This window comes from Hymenobacter siberiensis, assembly GCF_018967845.1.
GTDB classification, from domain to species: Bacteria; Bacteroidota; Bacteroidia; order Cytophagales; family Hymenobacteraceae; genus Hymenobacter; species Hymenobacter siberiensis.
In genome coordinates this window covers 1,155,369-1,175,065 of record NZ_JAHLZZ010000001.1, presented here as the reverse complement: position 1 = coordinate 1,175,065, position 19,697 = coordinate 1,155,369, and the positions used below count along the sequence as shown (strand labels likewise).

Sequence of the window (19,697 nt, the reverse complement as noted above, 5' to 3'; positions counted from 1 at the left end):
ATCAATTAGCAATCCAAATACTTTCCAATGCTACGAATACCAGGGAAACAATCCGCATAAATCCACTGGTTGTCAAGCCAGTAGCTTTCTTAAACTGCTTACATAAATGGGCTACGCTGCTGTAGTTCAATTTGTAGGATATCTGCGTCAGCGTGAGTTTGTCGTAGCGTAATAATTCCTTTATGCGCTGGATTTTGCGGTAAATTATAAACCGCTCAATGGTGCTACCCGTCGCAATGGCGAACGTATTGGCGAGATAGGTGTAATTGTAATTCAACCTGCTGCTGATGTAGGCGGAATTCTTTGTTTCGCGCACGGTATCATCGTCGCCGTCCACCATTTCGACGATGACTGCTTCTATCCTTTCAATCAGTGTGGCCCGCTCGTCGTCCATCAGTTCCAGCCCCAGGGCTGCCAGTGAGGCTTTTAGCTCACAGTGCTGGTCCAGGGTTATGCGTGTTGGGATTTCCGCTTGCCCCAGAACCACTACACTTCCGGACAGGCCCAACGCTCCCAATGCCGCTTCCACCATCACGATGCAGCGCGGACTGACCATGAACTTGATATGAATTCTCATTAACTGATTGCGAAGTAGGAGTAATGCCGCTGCAACCTTTTAATTGCTCTTTATCCCTAAAAGCTTCCAGTCCAGCGGCGTGTGTTACACTAAGCGCAATGTTTTCACAGATAGAAGTAGTAGCAATATCTTCATATTGTGTCTCAAAGATACTTCCATTGATAATGGCACATGTTACACAATTCACAGACTGCTAAACAAAGCAAGCATTTAACGGTATCACGGATTTATTTTATTTTGCTGACTCCCCACGTCCGGTAGTCAGCGACATGCAACGGCGCCTGCATGCCAAGGCCCACCTGTTTGCAATTGGCCTTGCACCGGCCGTGCTCCATCCAAGCCGCGTCGGAAGGTGCTGTGCGCCAGTGGGCGAAATTAGCGGGTATCGCCGCCCTCAGCCGTGCCTCGTTTGCTCTCAGGGTCACCATACCGGCCGGAGGAATCAGTCGGCCCCGTTTTTTAATAGAGGCGCTGGGGAGGTAAGATGAGCCGTTGGCCTCAATCGTACCTTTGCCGCCTCATTGAATCCCCAAAACAATGTCGGCAACGACCCTCCTGCTGTTTTTCAACCTGCTCTTCGCCCTGCCGCCCGCGCCGAAGCCAACCGTCATCTTCCCGGTGCCCAGCGGCGTGCCCAACCAACTCTTCTACCTCCAGCGCGACCCGAATACCAATACCGTTATCTACCAGTTGAACGTGGACCGCGCCGGCCACCTCATCGAGGACGAGCCCGTGAACGTGTTCTGGCTGCGCTACGATGAGCACGGCGAGCGCAAGGACCTGAACTTCATCCAACGCAAGTTTGCCTACGGCCTCACGGCCGAAAAGCTGGCGGCCGATAAATACGAGCTGAAATTTGCGGCCTACAATAAGGTCCGGTTCTTCCTTCTGAAGTCGCCGACGGATAAGGCCTTCCACGTGTACACCACCATCGGCGGCAAACAGCTGCAGCTGGAGCGCGTATTTCTGCGCATCGAGGGCGGCACGTTCTGGGTGCCGAATGTGAAGTACATCGAGTTCAAAGGAATAAATACCGCGACCCGCGAGCCGGCAGCCGAGCGGATAATGCTGTAGCGCGGACTTTTAGTCCGCGCGTTGCCTGGGAAGCTCCTTGCCACGCACGGCTTGACCATACGCGGACTTTTAGTCCACGCTACATGCCTTAGCCCTATCTTTGGCCGGAGCCGTGCCCGGTGGGGCCGGCTGCCTCCGCGCATGATTCCGGCTACCTCTCTGCAACGTCTCTTCGGCATCAAAGCCAGCGAAACCCGCACCGTGGGGCTGTTTTTGCTGCACAATTTTCTACTCGGCATCGGCTCGGTGCTGGTGTACGTGGCGGCCAATGTGCTGCTGCTGGAGCACAACCCCGAGCACAGCCTGCCGCTGGGCTACATCATGGGCGCCCTGGCCATGATGGCCGTGGGAAAAATCTACACGCATTTTGAGCACCACCTGCTGCTGAAAATGCTGGTCGTGCGCGTGCTGCTAGCCGTGGTAGCCCTCACGGGCGTGCTGGGCGTACTGGTTGTGCTGGGCCATTCGGTGGCGGCGGCAGTGGCCATTATGGCGGGCTACCGGGTTATCTATCTGCTCACTAACCTGGAGTTCTGGGGCGTGTCGGCGGTGGTGTTTGATGTGCGGCAGAGCAAGCGCCTGTTCAGCATCATCAGCTCGGGCGATATGCCGGCCAAGGCCCTGGGGGCTATCCTGGCGGCGCTTATCCACGGCGATGCCCAGTTGCCGGTGCTGCTGGGCGTGGCATTTATGGCCTATCTGGGGGCCTTGTTCACGCTGCGGGCCACCCTCAAGTCGCACGTAGTAGAAGCCACGGCGCGGCCGGTGCGGGCCGTGGCCCAGCCACCAAAGAAGCTGGTGCAGCAGCTATTTGGCGGCAGCCAGCTGGTGCTGGCCATGTGCCTGAGCCTGGTGGCCATCGCGGCCGTGATTACGGGCGTGGAGTACATGTTTTTCCTGAACGTGAAGCACAAGTTTCACGAGGCCGAGGACGTGATGCAGTCGGTGGGCTGGATACTGGCGGCCACGTACTTAGCCGCCACGTTCTTCAAGCTGCTGGTGAGCCGGCAGGCGCTGGAGCGCTACGGCGTGCAATGGTCCTTGCGGCTGCTGCCAGTGGTAGCGCTGGTGGCGCTGGCCGTGTTCGGCGGTTTCAAGGTGGCTAGCGGCTACTCGCAAACCGGGCAGCTGGCCTTCTATTGCGGGCTGTACTTGTTGCTGGAAGTGCTGCGGCGCACCGTGTTCGACCCCGTGTTTCTGGTGCTGTTTCAGCCGCTGGCCCCGCCGCAACGGCTGGCGGCGCACACGCTGGCCAAAGGTTTTTATGAGCCGCTGGGCATGGCCCTCACGGGCGGGCTGTTCTTCGGCCTGCGTTCGTCGGGCCTGCTCGATGGCGGCCTGCCCCTGGTGTGGATGGGCGCATTATTAGGGCTGGCGCTGCTGTTTTTGCGCCGCACCTACCTGAATTATCTGGCCGAATTGAAGGAGGGCCTGGGCCGCCGCTTTACCGAAACCGCCGAGCTGGCCCTGCCCGATGCCGCCCGCCACGTCGTGCTGGCCCACCTGCTCAGCCCCCACCCCACCGAGGTGCTGAATGCCGTGGCCTGGCTACGAAAGCACGAGCCAGGGTCGCTGCCCGCCCATGCCCCGCGCCTGCTCGAACATCCCGACGAGCGCGTCCGGCTGGCCCTGCTGGCCACCCCCGAGGCACAGCCGCTGCCACTCAACACTTTGGCAGGATTAGCCCAGCACGACCCGGTTCCGGCAATACGCGAATTAGCCGCCCGCGAATTAGCCACTGCTACCCCACCCGATTCAGTTAGAGCAGTTCAGAATATGCTTTTGACCGGGATTGATTTGGCTGCCCGGCAGGGTGCTATTCAGGGATGCCTGACACTGGAAACGGGCAACGTGGCTGCCCGCAAAAGTTTGCGGGCCCTGCTGACCGATACGCATCCCGGCGCGCACCAGGCGGCACTGGCACTACTACGTTTCTACCCGCTGGATGTTCAGCAGCAATTGATTGAGCGCCACCTCGCCAGCTCCGAGCCGGAGGTAGCTCAAGCCGCGCTCCGCGCCATCGGTACCGTGGGTCATCTCGAACTGGCCCACCACCTGCTCGCCGCCCTCGATGATAAGCACCGCTGGGCCGGGGCCGCCGACAGCCTTGTGGCCCTGGGCCCGGCCGTGGTGCCGCTGCTGCGCCAGGTGCTACTGCAGGAGGCCGAGCCCGCCCACCCGCAGCGCCTGGCCACCGTGCTCGAACGCCTCGATACCACCGCCAGCCGCGCCGTGCTGCTGGAGCTGGCCCGGCACCCGCACCTGTTTTCGCGCGGGCTGGCGCTGCGGGCGCTGCGCCGCTTCCCGGCCCGCACCGCCGAGCGGCCCACCTTCGAGCACCTGCTGCGCGAGGAATTCAGCCTGGCCGCGCAGCTGCTGCAAGGCGTGGTGGCCGACGGCCGCCCGGCCCTGGCCGCAACCGTCGACTACGAATTGACCCTCTTGCACCAGCGTGTGTTTGGCCTGCTGGCCCTGCTCTACGATGCCGAACTGGTAGCCACGGCCCAGCGCAACGTGGCCCACGCCGCCCGCGAGCGCCAGGCCAATGCCCTTGAAATCCTCGACAACCTCATCCCCCGACCTGTATACCAGGGCTTGCAGGCGCTGCTCGACGACTCGCCCGTGGCCGAGAAGGCGCGGCTGTTTGCCGGACTCACGGCGGTACCGACTCCGGCCGCTCATCATCACACCCTGGTGCCAATGGGCGCCGCCGCCGGCAGCGCCGTGGCCCCACCGCCGCACGTGCACCACTACGCGCCGCCGCCCACGCCCGAGCCACTGCCCACGCTGCTGCTGCGCCACGGCCACACCGCCTTCACATCCTGGACGCTAAGCCAGGCCCTGCGCCACTGGCAGCCCCTCGAAACCGACGCGACCGCCCTGCTGCGGCCCTACTGCGCCTCGCCCTACCTGCTGTTACGCGAAAGCGCCGGAGTAGCGGTCCGGGCGCTGGCTGCCCACCGTGGCGTGCCCCTCTCCGAACTTCATCTTCCCCTCGAAATGAGCCACGCCCACGCCACTTCCGACGCTCGCATTTCTGCCCTGGAGCGGGTGGTGGTGCTGAAAAGCACCGCCCTATTTGCCACCACGCCCGAAAACGTGCTCAGTAGTATCGTGCCCATTATGAAGGAGGTAACCTTTCGGGAAGGCGAGGAGATTTTTGCCAAAGGCGACATCGGTACCTCGCTGTTCATCCTGCACGATGGGCAGGTGGGCATTTTCAACGGCCCGCAGCAGCTGGCCACCTTCGGGCCGGGCGACTTTTTTGGCGAGCTGGCCCTGCTTGATGCGGAGCCGCGCTCAGCCACGGCGGCGGCCCTGAGCGAAGTACTGGCCTTCCGCATCGACCAGGAAGATTTCTACGACCTGATGGAGGAGCGCGGCGAGGTGCTGCGCAATATCCTGCGCATGCTGTGCCAGCGCATCAGGGCGCAGAACGAGAAAATGCGCGAGCTGGCGGGGTAGAGGTCTGAGTTGGGTTTTAGGGTATAAAACAACGTCATGCTTCGGCTGCGCTCAGCATGACGTGCTCTGATTAGCGCTATTCCCTACTCCATTACTTCGTAAATCTTTACCGGCAACGCCTTGTTCTTGAGTACTACCTCATCAACATACTGGCAGTGAAAGGACCCTTTCACCTTAAAATACACGGCTTCGCTGATGATAACCTGGCCGGCTTTGGCGGCCGACTGCAAGCGCTGCGACATATTCACGACGTCGCCAATCACAGTGTAATCCAGGCGTTTGAGGGAGGCGGAGCCGATGTTGCCGGATACGACTTCGCCGGTGTTCACGCCGATGCTCACTTTGGGGCGGTAGTCGAAGCCGGGGGGCAGCGGGGCCTGGCTCTGCTGGAGCGCGGTGCGGGCCGAGAGAGCCGCATCGATGGCGCGGTCGAGGTGGTGCTCGCCCCGGAACACGGCCATCACGGCATCGCCCATGAACTTATCGACGTGGCCGCCCTGGGAAATGAACTCCTTCACTACCAAGTCAAAATACGTGTTGAGCAGGCTCACCACGTCGGTGGGCGGCAGCTTTTCGGCCAGCGAGGTAAAGCCGCAGATATCGAGAAAAACCACGGTGGCTTCCACAGTTTCGGAGGCCAGGAGGCGGTTTTCGAAGTCGGGCCGCGTCATGAAATTGAGCACGGTTTCATCGACGTACATCTTCAGGATGTTGTTTTCCTGGATGGCGCGGAGCGTGTCGCGCAGTTGGCGCACCTGCTCGGCGGTTTTTTCGATGGTGAGTTCCAGGTCGGCAAAATCGACGGGTTTCACCACGAAATCGAACGCGCCCCGGTTCATGGCGATGCGCAGGTTGCCCATGTCGCCGTAGGCCGATACGATGACCGTTTTCATGGCCGGGTACTCGGTGTGGGTGTGGGTGAGCAGGGTGAGGCCATCCATCACCGGCATGTTGATGTCGGAGAGAATGACATCGGTATCCGGGTTTTCGAGGATGCGGTCGAGGGCTTCCTGGCCGTTGGTGGCGAAGACAAACTCGTAGGTACTCTCCCGGATTTTGCGCCGAAACTTCTGCTTGATAAGCAGTTCGAGGTCGGCTTCGTCATCGACCACCAGAATCTTGGTTTTCATAAGGATTGGCAGAAGGCCGAATAGTTGGACAAAAATACGTCGGAAAAGGATGGCACTTAGATTACCGCTCCCCTTTCTATGTTGGCTTAGGGCAGCAGGTGCTGAAGCTTTTCCTTGAGCACGGCAAAATCGACGGGCTTGGTCAGAAAATCGTTGGCCCCCAGGCTCATGGCCTGCTGGTAGCTGGCATTGTCACCGTAGGCCGTAATCATTATCATGGTGGTGGGCGGCATCTCAAACTCCTCCTTGACGTGGCCGAGCAGGTCGAGGCCGCTCATGCCGGGCATGTTGATGTCGGAGAGAATGATGAGCACCTCGGATTGGTGGGCGCGCAGATACGTCAGGGCTTCCTCGCCCGAAAAAGCGAAGCTGAAGCTCATCTCGCCGTTGCGGATTTCGCGGCGAAAGCGCTGCAAAAACAGGTCGCGCACATCGGTTTCATCATCAACAACCAGAATTTGCATGGGGCGGAGGCTGGAAAAGTAGTCGGGGCCAAAGGTAGGGCGCGGACCGGCTTAGGCCGGCAGGCGGATGAGGAATTCGGTGCCCTCGCCCTCGCGGGTTTCTAAGGTGAGGGTGCCGCCGTGGCCCTTAGTCACTATTTCGTGGCTCATGGACAGGCCCAGGCCCGTGCCCTCGCCCACGGGCTTGGTGGTGAAAAACGGCTGGAATATTTTGGCTTTCACCTTGTCAGACATGCCCGTGCCATTGTCGCGAATGCTGATTTCGACCTGTTCCGCCACCACCCGGCTACTCACCGTGAGGGCCGGCTGGTACCCGGGCCCAGAGTGGCGGCGCTGGCGCTGCTGCATGGCATGAAAGGCGTTGGTAAACAGGTTAATGAGAACCCGAATCAGGTCCTGCGTCACCACCGACATTGGCGGCAGGGCGGGGTCGAGCCGGGTGATAAACTCGGCGTTAAAATCTTTATCCTTCGTGCGCAGGCCCTGGTAGGCCAGGCACAGGCTTTCCTCGATGAGGGAGTTGAGGTTGGTGGGCTCGCGCTGGCCGCTGCCGGTGCGGGAGTGCTCCAGCATGCCCTTGATGATGGACGTGGCCCGCTGCCCGTGCTGGCTGATTTGCTGCAGGTTCAGCTTCAGGCCATCCAGAATTTCGCGTTCCAGGGTGATGTCGCGGGCGGAGTTGTGGGGGGCGCCGTTGATTTCGTCTACCAGCTCGGCACTTACTTCGGCGAAGTTTTTCACGAAGTTGAGCGGGTTTTGCAGCTCGTGGGCAATGCCAGCCGTGAGCTCGCCCAGAAAGGCCATTTTCTCGCGCTGCACCAGCTGGTCCTGGGCCGTTTTGAGCTCGGCCAGCGACTGCTCCAGCGCCATGCGGACGCGCCGCTGCTGGCGGCCGTGCCGGGCCAGAATCACGGCCAGCACCAGCAGGCCCACCAGCCCGGCCACTAGCGCGGCAGTGCGGTAGCGGGCCCGCAGCGCGGCATGGCTGGCGGCCACTTCCTGCGTGCGCTGCTGCTCGCGGTAGTTGAGGCTTTGCAGGCGCATCACCTTCTCCTGGCCAAACAGCGTGTCCTTCATCACCAGCATGAGGCTCTGGTACTTGAGGGCGCTGTCGGGGCGGCCGCGCTGTTTAAAATCCTTGGTAAGCAGCGTGCAGGCGTTGAGCACGCCGCGCAGAAAACCATTGTTCTGGGCCGCCTGGCAGCCCAGCCGGGCGTAGTAAATACTGGAATCGGGCTGCCCGGTTTGCTGGTACAGCTCGGCCAGGCCCACGTAGGCGAAATTGAGGCTGCGCAGGTGGTGTACCTTCTTCGACTCGGCGATGCTTTGGCGGTAGTACGTGCGGGCCTGCGCCACCTGGCCGTTCTTGCGGGCCACGTTGCCCAGGCCGTACAGAATGTAGTTGGTGGGGGTGTGCAGGCGGCGGGCCAGGGCGTAGGCGCGTTCCTGAAAAATCCGGGCCGAATCGAGCTGGCCGAACAAGTCATACGCCAGGCCAATGTTGCTCAGCTCAATCACCGTGCGGTACTCGTCGTGCAGCTGCTCGCCAATTTTCAGGGCCCGGAAGTAGTAGGCCAGGCCTTGGCGCTTGTCGCGCAAGTACACGTAGATTATGCCGATGCTGCGCAGGTTCTGGGCAATCAGGCCCTGGTCGTGGGTGGTTTCGGCAATGTGCAAGGACTGCTGAAACACCTCCAGCGAGCGCGCCAGGTTGCTCTCGCGCAGGGCGGCCCCCAGGCGGTTGAGGGCCGCGCCCTCGCCCTGCCGGTAATGGATGCGGCGGGCCAGAGCCAAGGCCTTGTTGGCGTACACGGCGGCCGAGTCGGTGTGCTGGGTCCAGAGCTGGTCGCTGATTTGGCAGAGCAGCGTCACGCGGTTGAAGTCGGTCTGGGGCAGCGTCAGCAGGTGGCGCAGGCTGTCTACGGCCACTCCCGGCGACGGGATTCCGGCCACCACCGGCTTTGGGCCGGCTACCAGCACAGCCAACCAGATGCCCAGCCAGCCAAGCCTACGGAAAGCTGAAATCCGGGAAATAATAGAAATCAACGAATTGGTTCTAAGGGGAAAAAAAGTGACTGATACCGCCGGCGCTTATTCACCAAGCCACCGGCCAAAGCCCCGCCCAAACCGCCAAATACAGCCAATGGTTCAGTAGCTTAGCAGTGAAATCCTGTGGTAGAACCAGAAAAGAGAGCAGCACAGCGGCTGGTGTGCCGAGCAAGGCCGGGCCGGAGGCATTGCCAGTAATCAGCCTGTTTGATTAATAGGCAAGCTAATCAGAAACTCGGTAAAACTGCCTTCCTCCGACGTCACGGAGAGCGTGCCGCCGTGGCCCTGCGTCACAATATCATAGCTCAGCGACAGGCCCAGGCCCGTGCCCTCGCCGGTGGGCTTGGTGGTGAAAAAAGGCTGAAATATTTTGGCCCGCACGGCCTCGGGAATGCCCTGGCCGTTGTCGCGCACCCGGATTTCCACCTTCTCACCCACCCGCCGGGTGCTGATGCCCACGGTGGGCGCGTAGCCGGCCACGCCGCGCTGCTGGCGCTGGCGCACGGCATAAAACGCGTTGCTGAGCAGGTTGAGCAGCACCCGGCCCAGGTCCTGGGCAATAACCTCGACAGGCGGCAGGACGGGGTCGAAATCGGGCTTGAGCGTGGCGTTGAAGGTTTTGTCTTTGGCGCGCAGGCCGTGGTAGGCCAGGCGCAGGTACTCGTCGGCCAGCTGGTTGAGGTTGGTGGGCGTGCGCTCGCCGGAGCTGGTGCGCGAGTGCTCCAGCATGCCCCGCACAATGCTGGCCGCCCGCCCGCCGTGCTGGCTGATTTTGAGCAGGTTCTGCTTGAGGTCGGTCAGCAGCTCGGCTTCCAGCTCCAGGTCGCGGTCGGGTTTCTGTTGCTCTTCTTCCAGCTCGGTGATGAGCTCGGCGCTGACCTCGGCAAAGTTATTAACGAAGTTCAACGGGTTCTGAATCTCGTGGGCAATGCCCGCCGTGAGCTCGCCCAAACTCGCCATCTTCTCGGCCTGAATGAGCTGGGCCTGCGTGGTGCGCAGCTCCGTCAGGGAGGCGTCGAGCTGGTCGCGCTGGGTCTGCAGGCCTTGTTTCTGATGGGTGACGGCCGCGTTGAGCTCGTTGAGCTGCTCGTTGGCGAACTGCTTTTGGCGGTTGGCGCGCCAGAGGACGAAGCCCAGGCCCGCCAGCAACGCCAGCACCGCCAGCGTGGCCCCCAGCAGCAGGCGCTGGCGGCGGGCGCGGGCGGCGTCCTGCACCTGGGCCAAGCGCAAGGCGGCGATGCGCTGCTGCTGGGCCTGCTCGGCACGCTCGGCTTCGTAGCCGGCCACGTGAAAGGCGCCTTGCTGGGTGCTGAGCGAGTCGCTCAGGGCCAAGCCGAGGCGGCCGTAGCGGCCGGCGGGTTCGGTTTGCCCACGCTGGGCGTAGAAGTCGGCCAGCGCGCGCAGGTAGGACAGCCGCAGGGGCACCAGCTTGGCTTCGCGGGCCTTGCGGTAGGCCGTGAGCCAATCGGTTTCGGCGCGGACCGGCTCGTTACGGGCGACGTAGTAGCGCGCCCAGGTGGCATCGAGCTCAAAGTAGCCGTTGGAGGAAGTGAGGCCCATCTTGAGCGAGTCGGCCAAGTGCTGCGCCCGCACCAGCAAGGGCCCGGCTTCGGCCACGCGTCTCATATCGAGCAGCACCGCGCTTTTGACCACCAAGCCGCATGCCTGAACAGCTGGAACGTAAGCCGCATAGCTGCGGGTGGTGTCGGTGGGGACACCAGCTAAGGACAGGTTGGCATAGCGCAGGGCTGCGGGATAGTTGCGCAGCTGGCGGTAGGCCTGGGCCATGGCCCAGTACGTGTAGCTCTTCCAGTCGAAGCCATTGCGCCGGGGCAAGGTTGCATCCACGGCCAACGACTGGCGCAGGAAGTACAGGGCCTTGGTCGGGTTGCCCCACTCGGCGTAGCAGCTGCCCACTACTTGAAGCTCATTTTCTTGAAACGACCGGTCGTAGGTGACGGCCAAGTCCGCCGCGCGCAGGTAGTGGCTGATGGCCCGGTTGTAATCTCCCTGTTCCAAGAAAGGGCCGCCCAGCGCATGGTAGCTGTGGGAAGTGTTTTCCCGGGCACCGCGGGCTTGGTACCGTGCCAGCTTGGCTTCGAAATAGGCTATTTGCGCCGCCCGCTGCTTGAGCCGTCGGAAATAAGACGCCACCGCTGCGAGTACGAACGGAATGGGCCGCCCCACGCGGTCGAACACTTCGACCGCCGCCCGCAGGCTGTCGAGGGCGCGCGCGGGCTCCGCCTGGGCGAGCCGCGCCGCAGCATAGCTCAGGCGGAAGGCGGGGGCATCAGGACGCTGCTGCCGGCGCGTGAGCTGCACCAACTCCCCTAATTGTGGGCCTAAAGACACGTTAAAGAGGAGGCTCGGAGTATCGTAGAGGTGCAGCAGCGTGCGCAGGCGGGCCGTGTCGGCGTGCTGGGTGGCCAGCACCCGGCGCAGCGAGTCCGGGTTGGCCTCCCAGTAGCGGCGGCTGGACTGGGCGGCCAGCGGGCCGCTGAGCAGCAGGAGGAACACCAGCGGCAGCCAGCACCGGCGGGCCGGCGGGCGTGGGGGAAAAGAGGACACGGCTAAGCGGGTAAGGAAATGGTGAAGGTGGTGCCCTGGCCGGGCTGGCTCTCGACGGTGAGCGTGCCGCCGTGGCCTTGCACTACGATATCGTGGCTGAGCGAAAGCCCCAGGCCCGTGCCCTCGCCCGTGGGCTTGGTGGTGAAAAAAGGCTGGAAGATTTTCTGCTGCACCTCGGGCGGCATGCCCGAACCGTTGTCCGTCACCCGGATTTCGACGTGGCCGTTCGCGCGCGCGGTGCCCACGCCGACGGTGGGCGCGTAGCCCGCCTCGCCCGCCTGCTGGCGCTGGCGCACGGCGTAGAAGGCGTTGGTGAACAGGTTCAGCAGCACCCGGCCCAGGTCGCCACTCACGGCATCGACCAGGGGCAGGGCCGGCGCAAAGTCGGTTTCCAGCGTGGCGTTGAACGTCTTGTCTTTAGCCCGAAGCCCGTGGTAGGCCAGGCGCAGGTACTCGTCGGCGAGCTGGTTGAGGTCGGTCGGCGCGCGCTCGCCGGTGCTGGCCCGGCTGTGCTCGAGCATGCCCCGCACGATACCGGCCGCCCGCTGCCCGTGCTGGTTGATTTTGACCAGGTTCTGGGTCAGGTCGTCAGCCAATGCCATGACTTCTTCAAAGTCGCCTGCGGCCTGGGCTTCTTTCAGCTCCGTTAGCAGCTCGGCGCTGACCTCGGCAAAGTTGTTGACGAAGTTCAACGGGTTCTGAATCTCGTGGGCAATGCCCGCCGTGAGCTCCCCCAGGCTGGCCATTTTCTCGGCCTGAATGAGCTGGGTTTGCGTGGTCTGCAAATTCTTCAGCGCCTGCGCGGTTTCGTCGCGCTGGGCTTCCAGCTGCGCGTTGGCTTGCTGCTGGCGGCGATTGCCGCGCCACAACACGAAGCCCAGGCCGGCCAGCAGGGCCAGCACGGCCAGCGCGGCGCCCAGCAGCAGGCGCTGGCGCCGCGCCCGGGCCGCGTCCTGCACCTGGGCCAGGCGCAGGCCCGCGATGCGCGCCTGCTGGGTTTGTTGAGCCTGGTCGGTTTCGTAGCGCGTTACATTCAGGGCACCTTCGGCCGCCCGCAGGGTGTCGGCCAGGCCCAGGGCCGCCAGCGCGTAGGTGGCCGCCACGGCCGGCCGGCGGTGCTGCTGGTAGAAGCGGGCCAGCTCGTGCAGATAGGCCAGGCGCCCCGAGGCGAAACCGCCCTGCCGGACCGTGCGGGAAGCAGCCAGCCAGTAGCTTTCGGCGCGGGCGTTGTCGCCCAGGGCCTCGTAATACCGCGCCCAAGTCGCCTCCAGCTCCAAAGTGCCGTAGCCGCTGCGGAAAGGCAACTGGAGCGAGTCGGCCAGGTACTGGGCCGTGCGCAGCAGCGGTCCGGCTTCGCGCGGGCGCCGCTGCGCCAGCAGCACCGCGCTTTTTAGCACCAGTGCAATGGGTTTTAACGTAGCATCGTTGGTGGTATCACGGGCTGCGGCCGCCAGGGCCCGGTCGATGGCGTGCAGCGCGGCCGGATAATTATGCACTTGCAGCTGCACCGCGGCCATCTGCAGGTTCCGGTAGCTATCGTCCGGGTTGCCTTGCCCCGCCAGGGACTGCCGCAGATAATACAGCGCCTTGTCCAGGTTGCCCCACTCGGCATACAACTGGCCAGCCGCCGCGAACTCATCGCGGGAAGTGCCCCTACTAAAAGCTCGGTACCCTTCGGCCGCTTGCAGGTAATAGCCAATGGCCTGGTTGTAGTTGCCCAGCGAGTTGTAGTAGCCGGCCAGGCCATGGTAGCAGGCCGTCATGCTGACGGCATCGCCCCGCCGGCGGTAGGTAGCCAGCTGACTTTCGTAATAGGCCCGCTTGGCTTGCGGCTGGCCCGCGGCGTTGAACAGGAAGCGGATGGAAATCAGCTGCCACGGCACCGGCCGGTGCAAGCGGTCGAGCGCGGCAATGGCCGCCTGCAGGCTATCGAGGGCGGGAACAACCGCTCGGCGTGCAGCGAGCTGTTTGCCGTGCAGCAGCAGGCGGTAGGCCCGGTGCTCGGGCCGGTGCAGGCGGCCCGATAAGGCGCTCAACTCGGCGAGGTGAGCGATATTACCCTCTCCAGTATCCACCAAATGCATCAGCGTGCGCAGGCGGGCCGTATCGGTGCGTTGGGTGGCCAGCACCCGGCGCAGCGAGTCCGGGTCGGCCTCCCAGTAGCGGCGGCTGGACTGGGCGGCCAGCGGGCCGCTGAGCAGCAGGAGGAACACCAGCGGCAGCCAGCACCGGCGGGCCGGCGGGCGTGGGGGAAAAGAGGACACGGCTAAGCGGGTAAGGAAATGGTGAAGGTGGTGCCCTGGCCGGGCTGGCTCTCGACGGTGAGGCTGCCGCCGTGGCCTTGCACTACGATATCGTGGCTGAGCGAAAGCCCCAGGCCCGTGCCCTCGCCCGTGGGCTTGGTGGTGAAAAAAGGCTGGAAAATCTTGCTTTGGATGGCTTCGCTCATGCCCGTGCCGTTATCCGTCACCTGAATCTGGACCTGCTGATTGAGCAGCACGGTGCGCACGCCGACCTGGGGCTGGTAGCCAGGCTCGCCCTGCTGCTGGCGCTGGCGCACGGCGTAAAAGGCGTTGGTGAACAGGTTCAGCAACACTCGCCCCACGTCGGCGCCCACTAGCGTGACCCGCGGCAAGTCGGCCAAGAAGTCGGTGCTGAGGGCAGCGTTGAAGGATTTGTCCTTGGCCCGCAGGCCCTGGTAGGCCAGGCGCAGGTACTCGTCGCAGAGGCGGTTCAAGTCGGTGGGCTCGCGCTCGCCAGCGGCGGAACTGGAGTGCTCCAACATGCCCTTGACGATGCTGGCCGCCCGCTGGCCGTGCTGGGTGATTTTCGCCTGGTTCTGCCCCAGGTCGGTGAGTAAGTCGGTCAGTTCGGCCTTGTCCGCGGGCGTCCACTCCTCCGTGGCCAGCAGCGCCTGCGCCTCCTGGCACAGCTCCGTGCTCACCTCCGAGAAGTTGTTGACGAAGTTCAACGGGTTCTGAATCTCGTGGGCGATGCCCGCCGTGAGCTCGCCCAAACTCGCCATCTTCTCTTTCTGAATGAGCTGGGCCTGCGTGGTGCGCAGCTCCGTCAGGGAGGCGTCGAGCTGGTCGCGCTGGGTCTGCAGGCCTTGTTTCTGATGGGTGACGGCCGCGTTGAGCTCGTTGAGCTGCTCGTTGGCGAACTGCTTTTGGCGGTTGGCGCGCCAGAGGACGAAGCCCAGGCCCGCCAGCAACGCCAGCACCGCCAGCGTGGCCCCCAGCAGCAGGCGCTGGCGGCGGGCGCGGGCGGCGTCCTGCACCTGGGCCAAGCGCAAGGCGGCGATGCGCTGCTGCTGGGCCTGCTCGGCACGCTCGGCTTCGTAGCCGGCCACGTGAAAGGCGCCTTGCTGGGTGCTGAGCGAGTCGCTCAGGGCCAAGCCGAGGCGGGCGTAACGGCCGGCGGGTTCGGTTTGCCCACGCTGGGCGTAGAAGTCGGCCAGCGCGCGCAGGTAGGACAGCCGCAGGGGCACCAGCTTGGCTTCGCGGGCCTTGCGGTAGGCCGTGAGCCAATCGGTTTCGGCGCGGACCGGCTCGTTACGGGCGACGTAGTAGCGCGCCCAGGTGGCATCGAGCTCAAAGTAGCCGTTGGAGGAAAAGAGGCCCATCTTGAGCGAATCGGCCAAGTGCTGCGCCCGCACCAGCAGGGGTCTGGCCTCGGCTACGCGGCCTATGTCGAGCAGCACCGCGCTTTCGGCCACCAGCCCATAGGCGCGCATCGGAAGCACGAAACTGGCCATGTCGCGGAGGGTGTCAGCGGGGCTATTCGCCCCCGAGAGCCGGGCGTAGCGCAGGGCAGCGGGGTAGTCGTGCAACTGGCGATAGGCCTGGGCCATGCCCCGGTAAGTGAACGCCAGGGAGGAGGTGAGCCGGTCGTACCGGGAGGGGTGTGCAGCCAGCAAGGAGCGGTGTGCAGCCAGCGACTTGCGCAGATAGTACAGGGCCTTGGCCGAGTTGCCCCATTCGGCGTAGCAGTAGCCGACCACTTTCAACTCACTTTCTTGAAACCACCGGTCGTAGGTGACGGCCAAGTCCGCCGCGCGCAGGTAGTGGCTGATGGCCCGGTTGTAATCTCCCTGTTCCAAGAAAGGGCCGCCCAGCGCATGGTAGCTGCGGGAAGTGTTTTCCCGGGCACCGCGGGCTTGGTACCGTACCAGCTTGGCTTCGAAATAGGCTGTTTGCGCCGCCCGCTGCTTGAGCCGTCGGAAATAAGACGCCACCGCTGCGAGTACGAACGGAATGGGCCGCCCCACGCGGTCGAACACTTCGACCGCCGCCCGCATGCTGTCGAGGGCGCGCGCGGGCTCCGCCTGGGCGAGCCGCACCGCAGCATAGCTCAGGCGGAAGGCGGGGGCATCAGGACGCTGCTGCCGGCGCGTGAGCTGCACCAACTCCCCTAATTGTGGGCCTAAAGGCACGTTAAAGAGGCCCACCAACAGGAGGCTCGAAGTATCGTAGAGGTGCAGCAGCGTGCGCAGGCGGGCCGTGTCGGCGTGCTGGGTGGCCAGCACCCGGCGCAGCGAGTCCGGGTTGGCCTCCCAGTAGCGGCGGCTGGACTGGGCGGCCAGCGGGCCGCTGAGCAGCAGGAGGAACACCAGCGGCAGCCAGCACCGGCGGGCCGGCGGGCGTGGGGGAAAAGAGGACACGGCTAAGCGGGTAAGGAAATGGTGAAGGTGGTGCCCTGGCCGGGCTGGCTCTCGACGGTGAGCGTGCCGCCGTGGCCTTGCACTACGATATCGTGGCTGAGCGAAAGCCCCAGGCCCGTGCCCTCGCCCGTGGGCTTGGTGGTGAAAAAAGGCTGGAAGATTTTCTGCTGCACCTCGGGCGGCATGCCCGAACCGTTGTCCGTCACCCGGATTTCGACGTGGCCGTTCGCGCGCGCGGTGCCCACGCCGACGGTGGGCGCGTAGCCCGCCTCGCCCGCCTGCTGGCGCTGGCGCACGGCGTAGAAGGCGTTGGTGAACAGGTTCAGCAGCACCCGGCCCAGGTCGCCACTCACGGCATCGACCAGGGGCAGGGCCGGCGCAAAGTCGGTTTCCAGCGTGGCGTTGAACGTCTTGTCTTTAGCCCGAAGCCCGTGGTAGGCCAGGCGCAGGTACTCGTCGGCGAGCTGGTTGAGGTCGGTCGGCGCGCGCTCGCCGGTGCTGGCCCGGCTGTGCTCGAGCATGCCCCGCACGATACCGGCCGCCCGCTGCCCGTGCTGGTTGATTTTGACCAGGTTCTGCTTGAGGTCGCCCAGCAGCTCGGCTTCCAGCTCCAGGTCGCGTACGGAGCGGGTTTGCTCTTCTTCCAGCTCCTCCACCAGCTCGGCGCTGACCTCGGCAAAGTTGTTGACGAAATTCAACGGGTTCTGAATCTCGTGGGCAATGCCCGCCGTGAGCTCCCCCAGGCTCGCCATTTTCTCGGCCTGAATGAGCTGGGCCTGCGTGGTGCGCAGCTCCACGAGGGCCCCGCTCAGCTCCTGGGCCTGCTGCGTGAGGGCGGCGGTGCGCTCGGCCACCAGGCGCTCCAGCTCCACGTTCTGAGCTTCGATGAGGCGCTTGGCTTTTTCTTCCTCTTCGCGCAGCACCCGCTCTTTTTCGAGCTGCTTTTTCTGGCTGCGGGCAATGAAAACAAACGTAATCAGCCAGATGATGACAAAGCCCTGCGTTGTACCAAGGAAGGCATCGAAGCTCTTGGGAATCTTACCGTTGGAATCTTCAATAATGATTTCGAGCACTTTGTAGACCACAAACGGGGCCGTGGCAAACAGCAGCGTACGCGCCGGGCGGTAGTGCCGCACGGCCAGCAGCACGCCCAGCAGGGCAAACAATACCAGCAGCCAGTACACATCGCCCAGCACCGGCGATTTGAGCCTGAGCGCCACCGAAATGAACACAAACGCCGCCGCCGGCACCCAGATATAATTCAGCGCCCGGTGCCAGCGGGGCAGCCGCTGCGGCAGGTCCAGAAACCGGCTCAGGCCGCGCATGATGCCATACGCCATCGGAGCCAGGTAAAAAAGGTCGCCGTAACCAGCCGAGTGAGCCATAGGGGAAGAAGCGCAGAAGCAAGAAAGTAGAGCAGAGAAACGGCGCGCGGGCCACCGCAAAGTTGGGTAGTGCGGCTGAATTTTTCCCGGGCCCGGTTTCGGGCCCGCCCAAACGGCTGAAATCTACTACCCCCGCCGTTAAGCTTTGCCGCCAGTTGGCAGACTGATGATGAATTCGGTGCCTTTGCCCTCTTCGCTTTCCACGGCCAGGGTGCCGCCGTGGCCCTTGGTCACAATCTCGTGGCTGAGCGACAGGCCCAGGCCTGTGCCCTCGCCCATCGGCTTGGTGGTGAAGAAGGGCTGAAAGATTTTTTCCCGCACCTGCGCCGGCATTCCCGTACCGTTGTCATGCACGGTAATTTCGACGGTGCCGGCGGCGGTCTGGCGCGTCCCCACCGTCACGGTGGGCTGGTAGGCCACTTCGGCTGCTTCGGCCTGCTGGCGCACGGCGTGCAGGGCATTGGTGCACAGGTTTACCAGCACGCGGGTGAGGTCGGAGGGCACCACGGCTACCAGCCCCAGATTGGGGGTAAAGTCCTGCACCAGCGTGGCATGGAAGGTGGCGTCCTGCACGCGCAGGCCCTGGTAGGCCAGCGCCAGCGCCTCGGCCACCAGGGCATTGAGCTCGGTGGGCACGCGCGGCCCCGCGCCGGTGCGGGCATGAGCCAGCATATCGGTGATGATGGCGGAAGCCCGCTGGCCCTGCTGGCTGATTTTGAGCAGGTTCTGCTTCAGGCCAGCCATAATTTCCTGTTCCAGGCCGGCGGGCTGCGCGGCGGGGCTGTGGTCGAGCAGGCCCACGCTCACATCGGCAAAGTTTTTCATGAACGCCAACGGGTTCTGCAGCTCGTGGGCAATGCCGGCCGAAAGCTCGCCCACAAAAGCCCATTTCTCGGCCGCTACCAGCTGGCTCTGGGCGGCGTGCAGCTCGTCCTGCTGGTGCTTGAGCAGGGCGTAGGCCCGCTGCTTTTCGCGATTGTTGCGCCAGAGCACGGCGCTTAGGGTGCCCACGGCCCCCAGGCCCAGCAGGGCGGCCAGCAGCAGCCAGCCCTGCTGGCGGTTCTGGGATTGAATGAGCCAGCTGTTGCTAGTGAGCCGGCCAATCTGGGCTTGCTTCTTGGCCAGCTCGGCGCGGTATTCCAGCACGGCGGCCTGGCGCTGCAGGTCGCTGCTGTTGAGGGTGTCGCGATAGGCGCCAAACAACTTTTCGTAGCGGTAGGCGGCCGCAAAATTACCGCGCCGGGCCGAGGCCTGCGCCAGTATCTGGCTGGCGTCGCGGCTATATTGCCGGGCCCCACTGCGGCGCGTGGCCTGCAAGGTGCGCAGGGCGTAAAAAATGGCGCTATCCGGGCGGCCGATGTGTAGAAAAGTACGGGCCAGCACCAGCTCTGCCCGGGGCACTTCGCCCACGGCGCGCAGGCGCAGGGCGAGCCGCAAGCTGCGGCGGGCGTTGGCAAACGCTTCGGGGTAATGGCCCTGCCGCTCTTCCATATCAGCAACGTTAATTCCCTCGAACAACAGCCCGCCCTCGTCCTTCAGCTGCCGGAATATCTTGGCATCCTGCTCGTAGTTGTACTGGGCGGTGGCCCACTGTCCCTGGGTGCGGTAGAGGTTGCCCAGCCCGGAATAGGCATGGCCGATGCCGGGCTGGTCGCCCGAGCGCCGGGCCCAGCGCAGGCCCTGCATGAGGTAGCGCCGGGCATTCTCGTACTCGCTCAGATAGGTACTGGTAATGCCCAACTGGGTGTTGAGAAAGGCCAGCCATTTGGGACTGTGGACTGCCTCGGCCAGGGCCAGGCCACGCAGGTTGGCCTGCAAGGATTTGGCGTACAGGCCCTGTTCCGAGTACACGTTCGACTGGTTGTAGAGGCTGCGGGTTTGCCCGATGCGGTCGCCCACCCGCTCAAAATCGCGCCGGGCCTGCTCCGAAAAGCTCTCGGCCAAAGGGAACTCGCTGCGGTGGCGGTGGTAAAACCCAAGGCCCAGCTCGGCCTCGGCCGCGCCGGCGGTGTAGCCCAGCAGCTGCGCCAGCTGGCGCGCCTCCTCAAACAGGCTGGCCGACTCGTCGGGTGCGTTGTTGCGCAGCTCCAGGGCCAGGGCGTTGAGGCTGTTGACGCGAGAGGCATCGGGTTGGATATTAGCCTGCACCTTGGCCCGGAGGCGGTCGGTGGCGGGGTTTTGGGCGTGCACAGAAGGGGGGGTGCTCAGCAGCACGCCAATGGCCACGGCCGCGCGCAGGCCCCAATCCAGCGCCGCGCGGCGCAGGCCCATGGCCCAGCTGGTGGTGGCGCGGCGGCCCGTCTGGTTGGCTGGCTTCTCCAC

The 19,697-nt window shown here is 63.9% G+C and carries 11 protein-coding genes; 2 read left to right on the top strand and 9 right to left on the bottom strand.

Annotation, left to right across the window (positions count from 1 at the left end; all coding sequences use genetic code 11):
- Window position 1: 1 nt before the first annotated feature.
- The gene (locus KQ661_RS05005; RefSeq protein ID WP_216679631.1) at window positions 2–577 is read right to left on the bottom strand and encodes a helix-turn-helix domain-containing protein; all 576 of its coding nucleotides are present in this window, start codon (window positions 575–577) and stop codon (window positions 2–4) included.
- A 537-nt stretch (window positions 578–1,114) separates the two neighbouring features.
- Between KQ661_RS05005 and KQ661_RS05000 the strand changes: the two genes are divergently transcribed.
- On the top strand, window positions 1,115–1,651 hold the full coding sequence (locus tag KQ661_RS05000; RefSeq protein WP_216679630.1) for a DUF4833 domain-containing protein: 537 nt from the start codon (window positions 1,115–1,117) through the stop codon (window positions 1,649–1,651).
- Between the two features lie 141 nt (window positions 1,652–1,792).
- On the top strand, window positions 1,793–5,116 hold the full coding sequence (locus tag KQ661_RS04995; RefSeq protein ID WP_216679629.1) for a cyclic nucleotide-binding domain-containing protein: 3,324 nt from the start codon (window positions 1,793–1,795) through the stop codon (window positions 5,114–5,116).
- 83 nt (window positions 5,117–5,199) lie between these two features.
- On the opposite strand, the gene KQ661_RS04990 is transcribed toward KQ661_RS04995, so the two are convergent.
- The 8 genes from KQ661_RS04990 to KQ661_RS04955 all read right to left on the bottom strand — a co-directional run bounded on the left by KQ661_RS04990 (window position 5,200) and on the right by KQ661_RS04955 (window position 19,697).
- Complete coding sequence (locus tag KQ661_RS04990; RefSeq protein WP_216679628.1) at window positions 5,200–6,246, bottom strand: adenylate/guanylate cyclase domain-containing protein; 1,047 nt, start codon at window positions 6,244–6,246, stop codon at window positions 5,200–5,202.
- An 86-nt stretch (window positions 6,247–6,332) separates the two neighbouring features.
- Window positions 6,333–6,710 carry a response regulator gene (locus KQ661_RS04985; protein ID WP_216679627.1) on the bottom strand — a complete coding sequence of 126 codons (378 nt, stop codon included), beginning with the start codon at window positions 6,708–6,710 and terminating at the stop codon, window positions 6,333–6,335.
- Between the two features lie 51 nt (window positions 6,711–6,761).
- Complete coding sequence (locus KQ661_RS21930; RefSeq protein WP_317196069.1) at window positions 6,762–8,690, bottom strand: tetratricopeptide repeat-containing sensor histidine kinase; 1,929 nt, start codon at window positions 8,688–8,690, stop codon at window positions 6,762–6,764.
- Window positions 8,691–8,957: 267 nt separating this feature from the next.
- Entirely contained in the window at window positions 8,958–11,327 is a 2,370-nt protein-coding gene (locus KQ661_RS21925; RefSeq protein WP_317196068.1) for an ATP-binding protein, read from the bottom strand.
- Window positions 11,328–11,329: 2 nt separating this feature from the next.
- Window positions 11,330–13,591: an ATP-binding protein gene (locus KQ661_RS04970; RefSeq protein WP_317196067.1), complete on the bottom strand. Its 2,262-nt coding sequence runs from the start codon at window positions 13,589–13,591 to the stop codon at window positions 11,330–11,332.
- Between the two features lie 2 nt (window positions 13,592–13,593).
- Window positions 13,594–15,990 carry an ATP-binding protein gene (locus tag KQ661_RS22730; RefSeq protein WP_317196066.1) on the bottom strand — a complete coding sequence of 799 codons (2,397 nt, stop codon included), beginning with the start codon at window positions 15,988–15,990 and terminating at the stop codon, window positions 13,594–13,596.
- Between the two features lie 2 nt (window positions 15,991–15,992).
- Entirely contained in the window at window positions 15,993–17,375 is a 1,383-nt protein-coding gene (locus tag KQ661_RS04960) for an ATP-binding protein (protein WP_235726925.1), read from the bottom strand.
- Window positions 17,376–17,513: 138 nt separating this feature from the next.
- The gene (locus KQ661_RS04955) at window positions 17,514–19,697 is read right to left on the bottom strand and encodes a tetratricopeptide repeat-containing sensor histidine kinase (RefSeq protein ID WP_216679626.1); all 2,184 of its coding nucleotides are present in this window, start codon (window positions 19,695–19,697) and stop codon (window positions 17,514–17,516) included.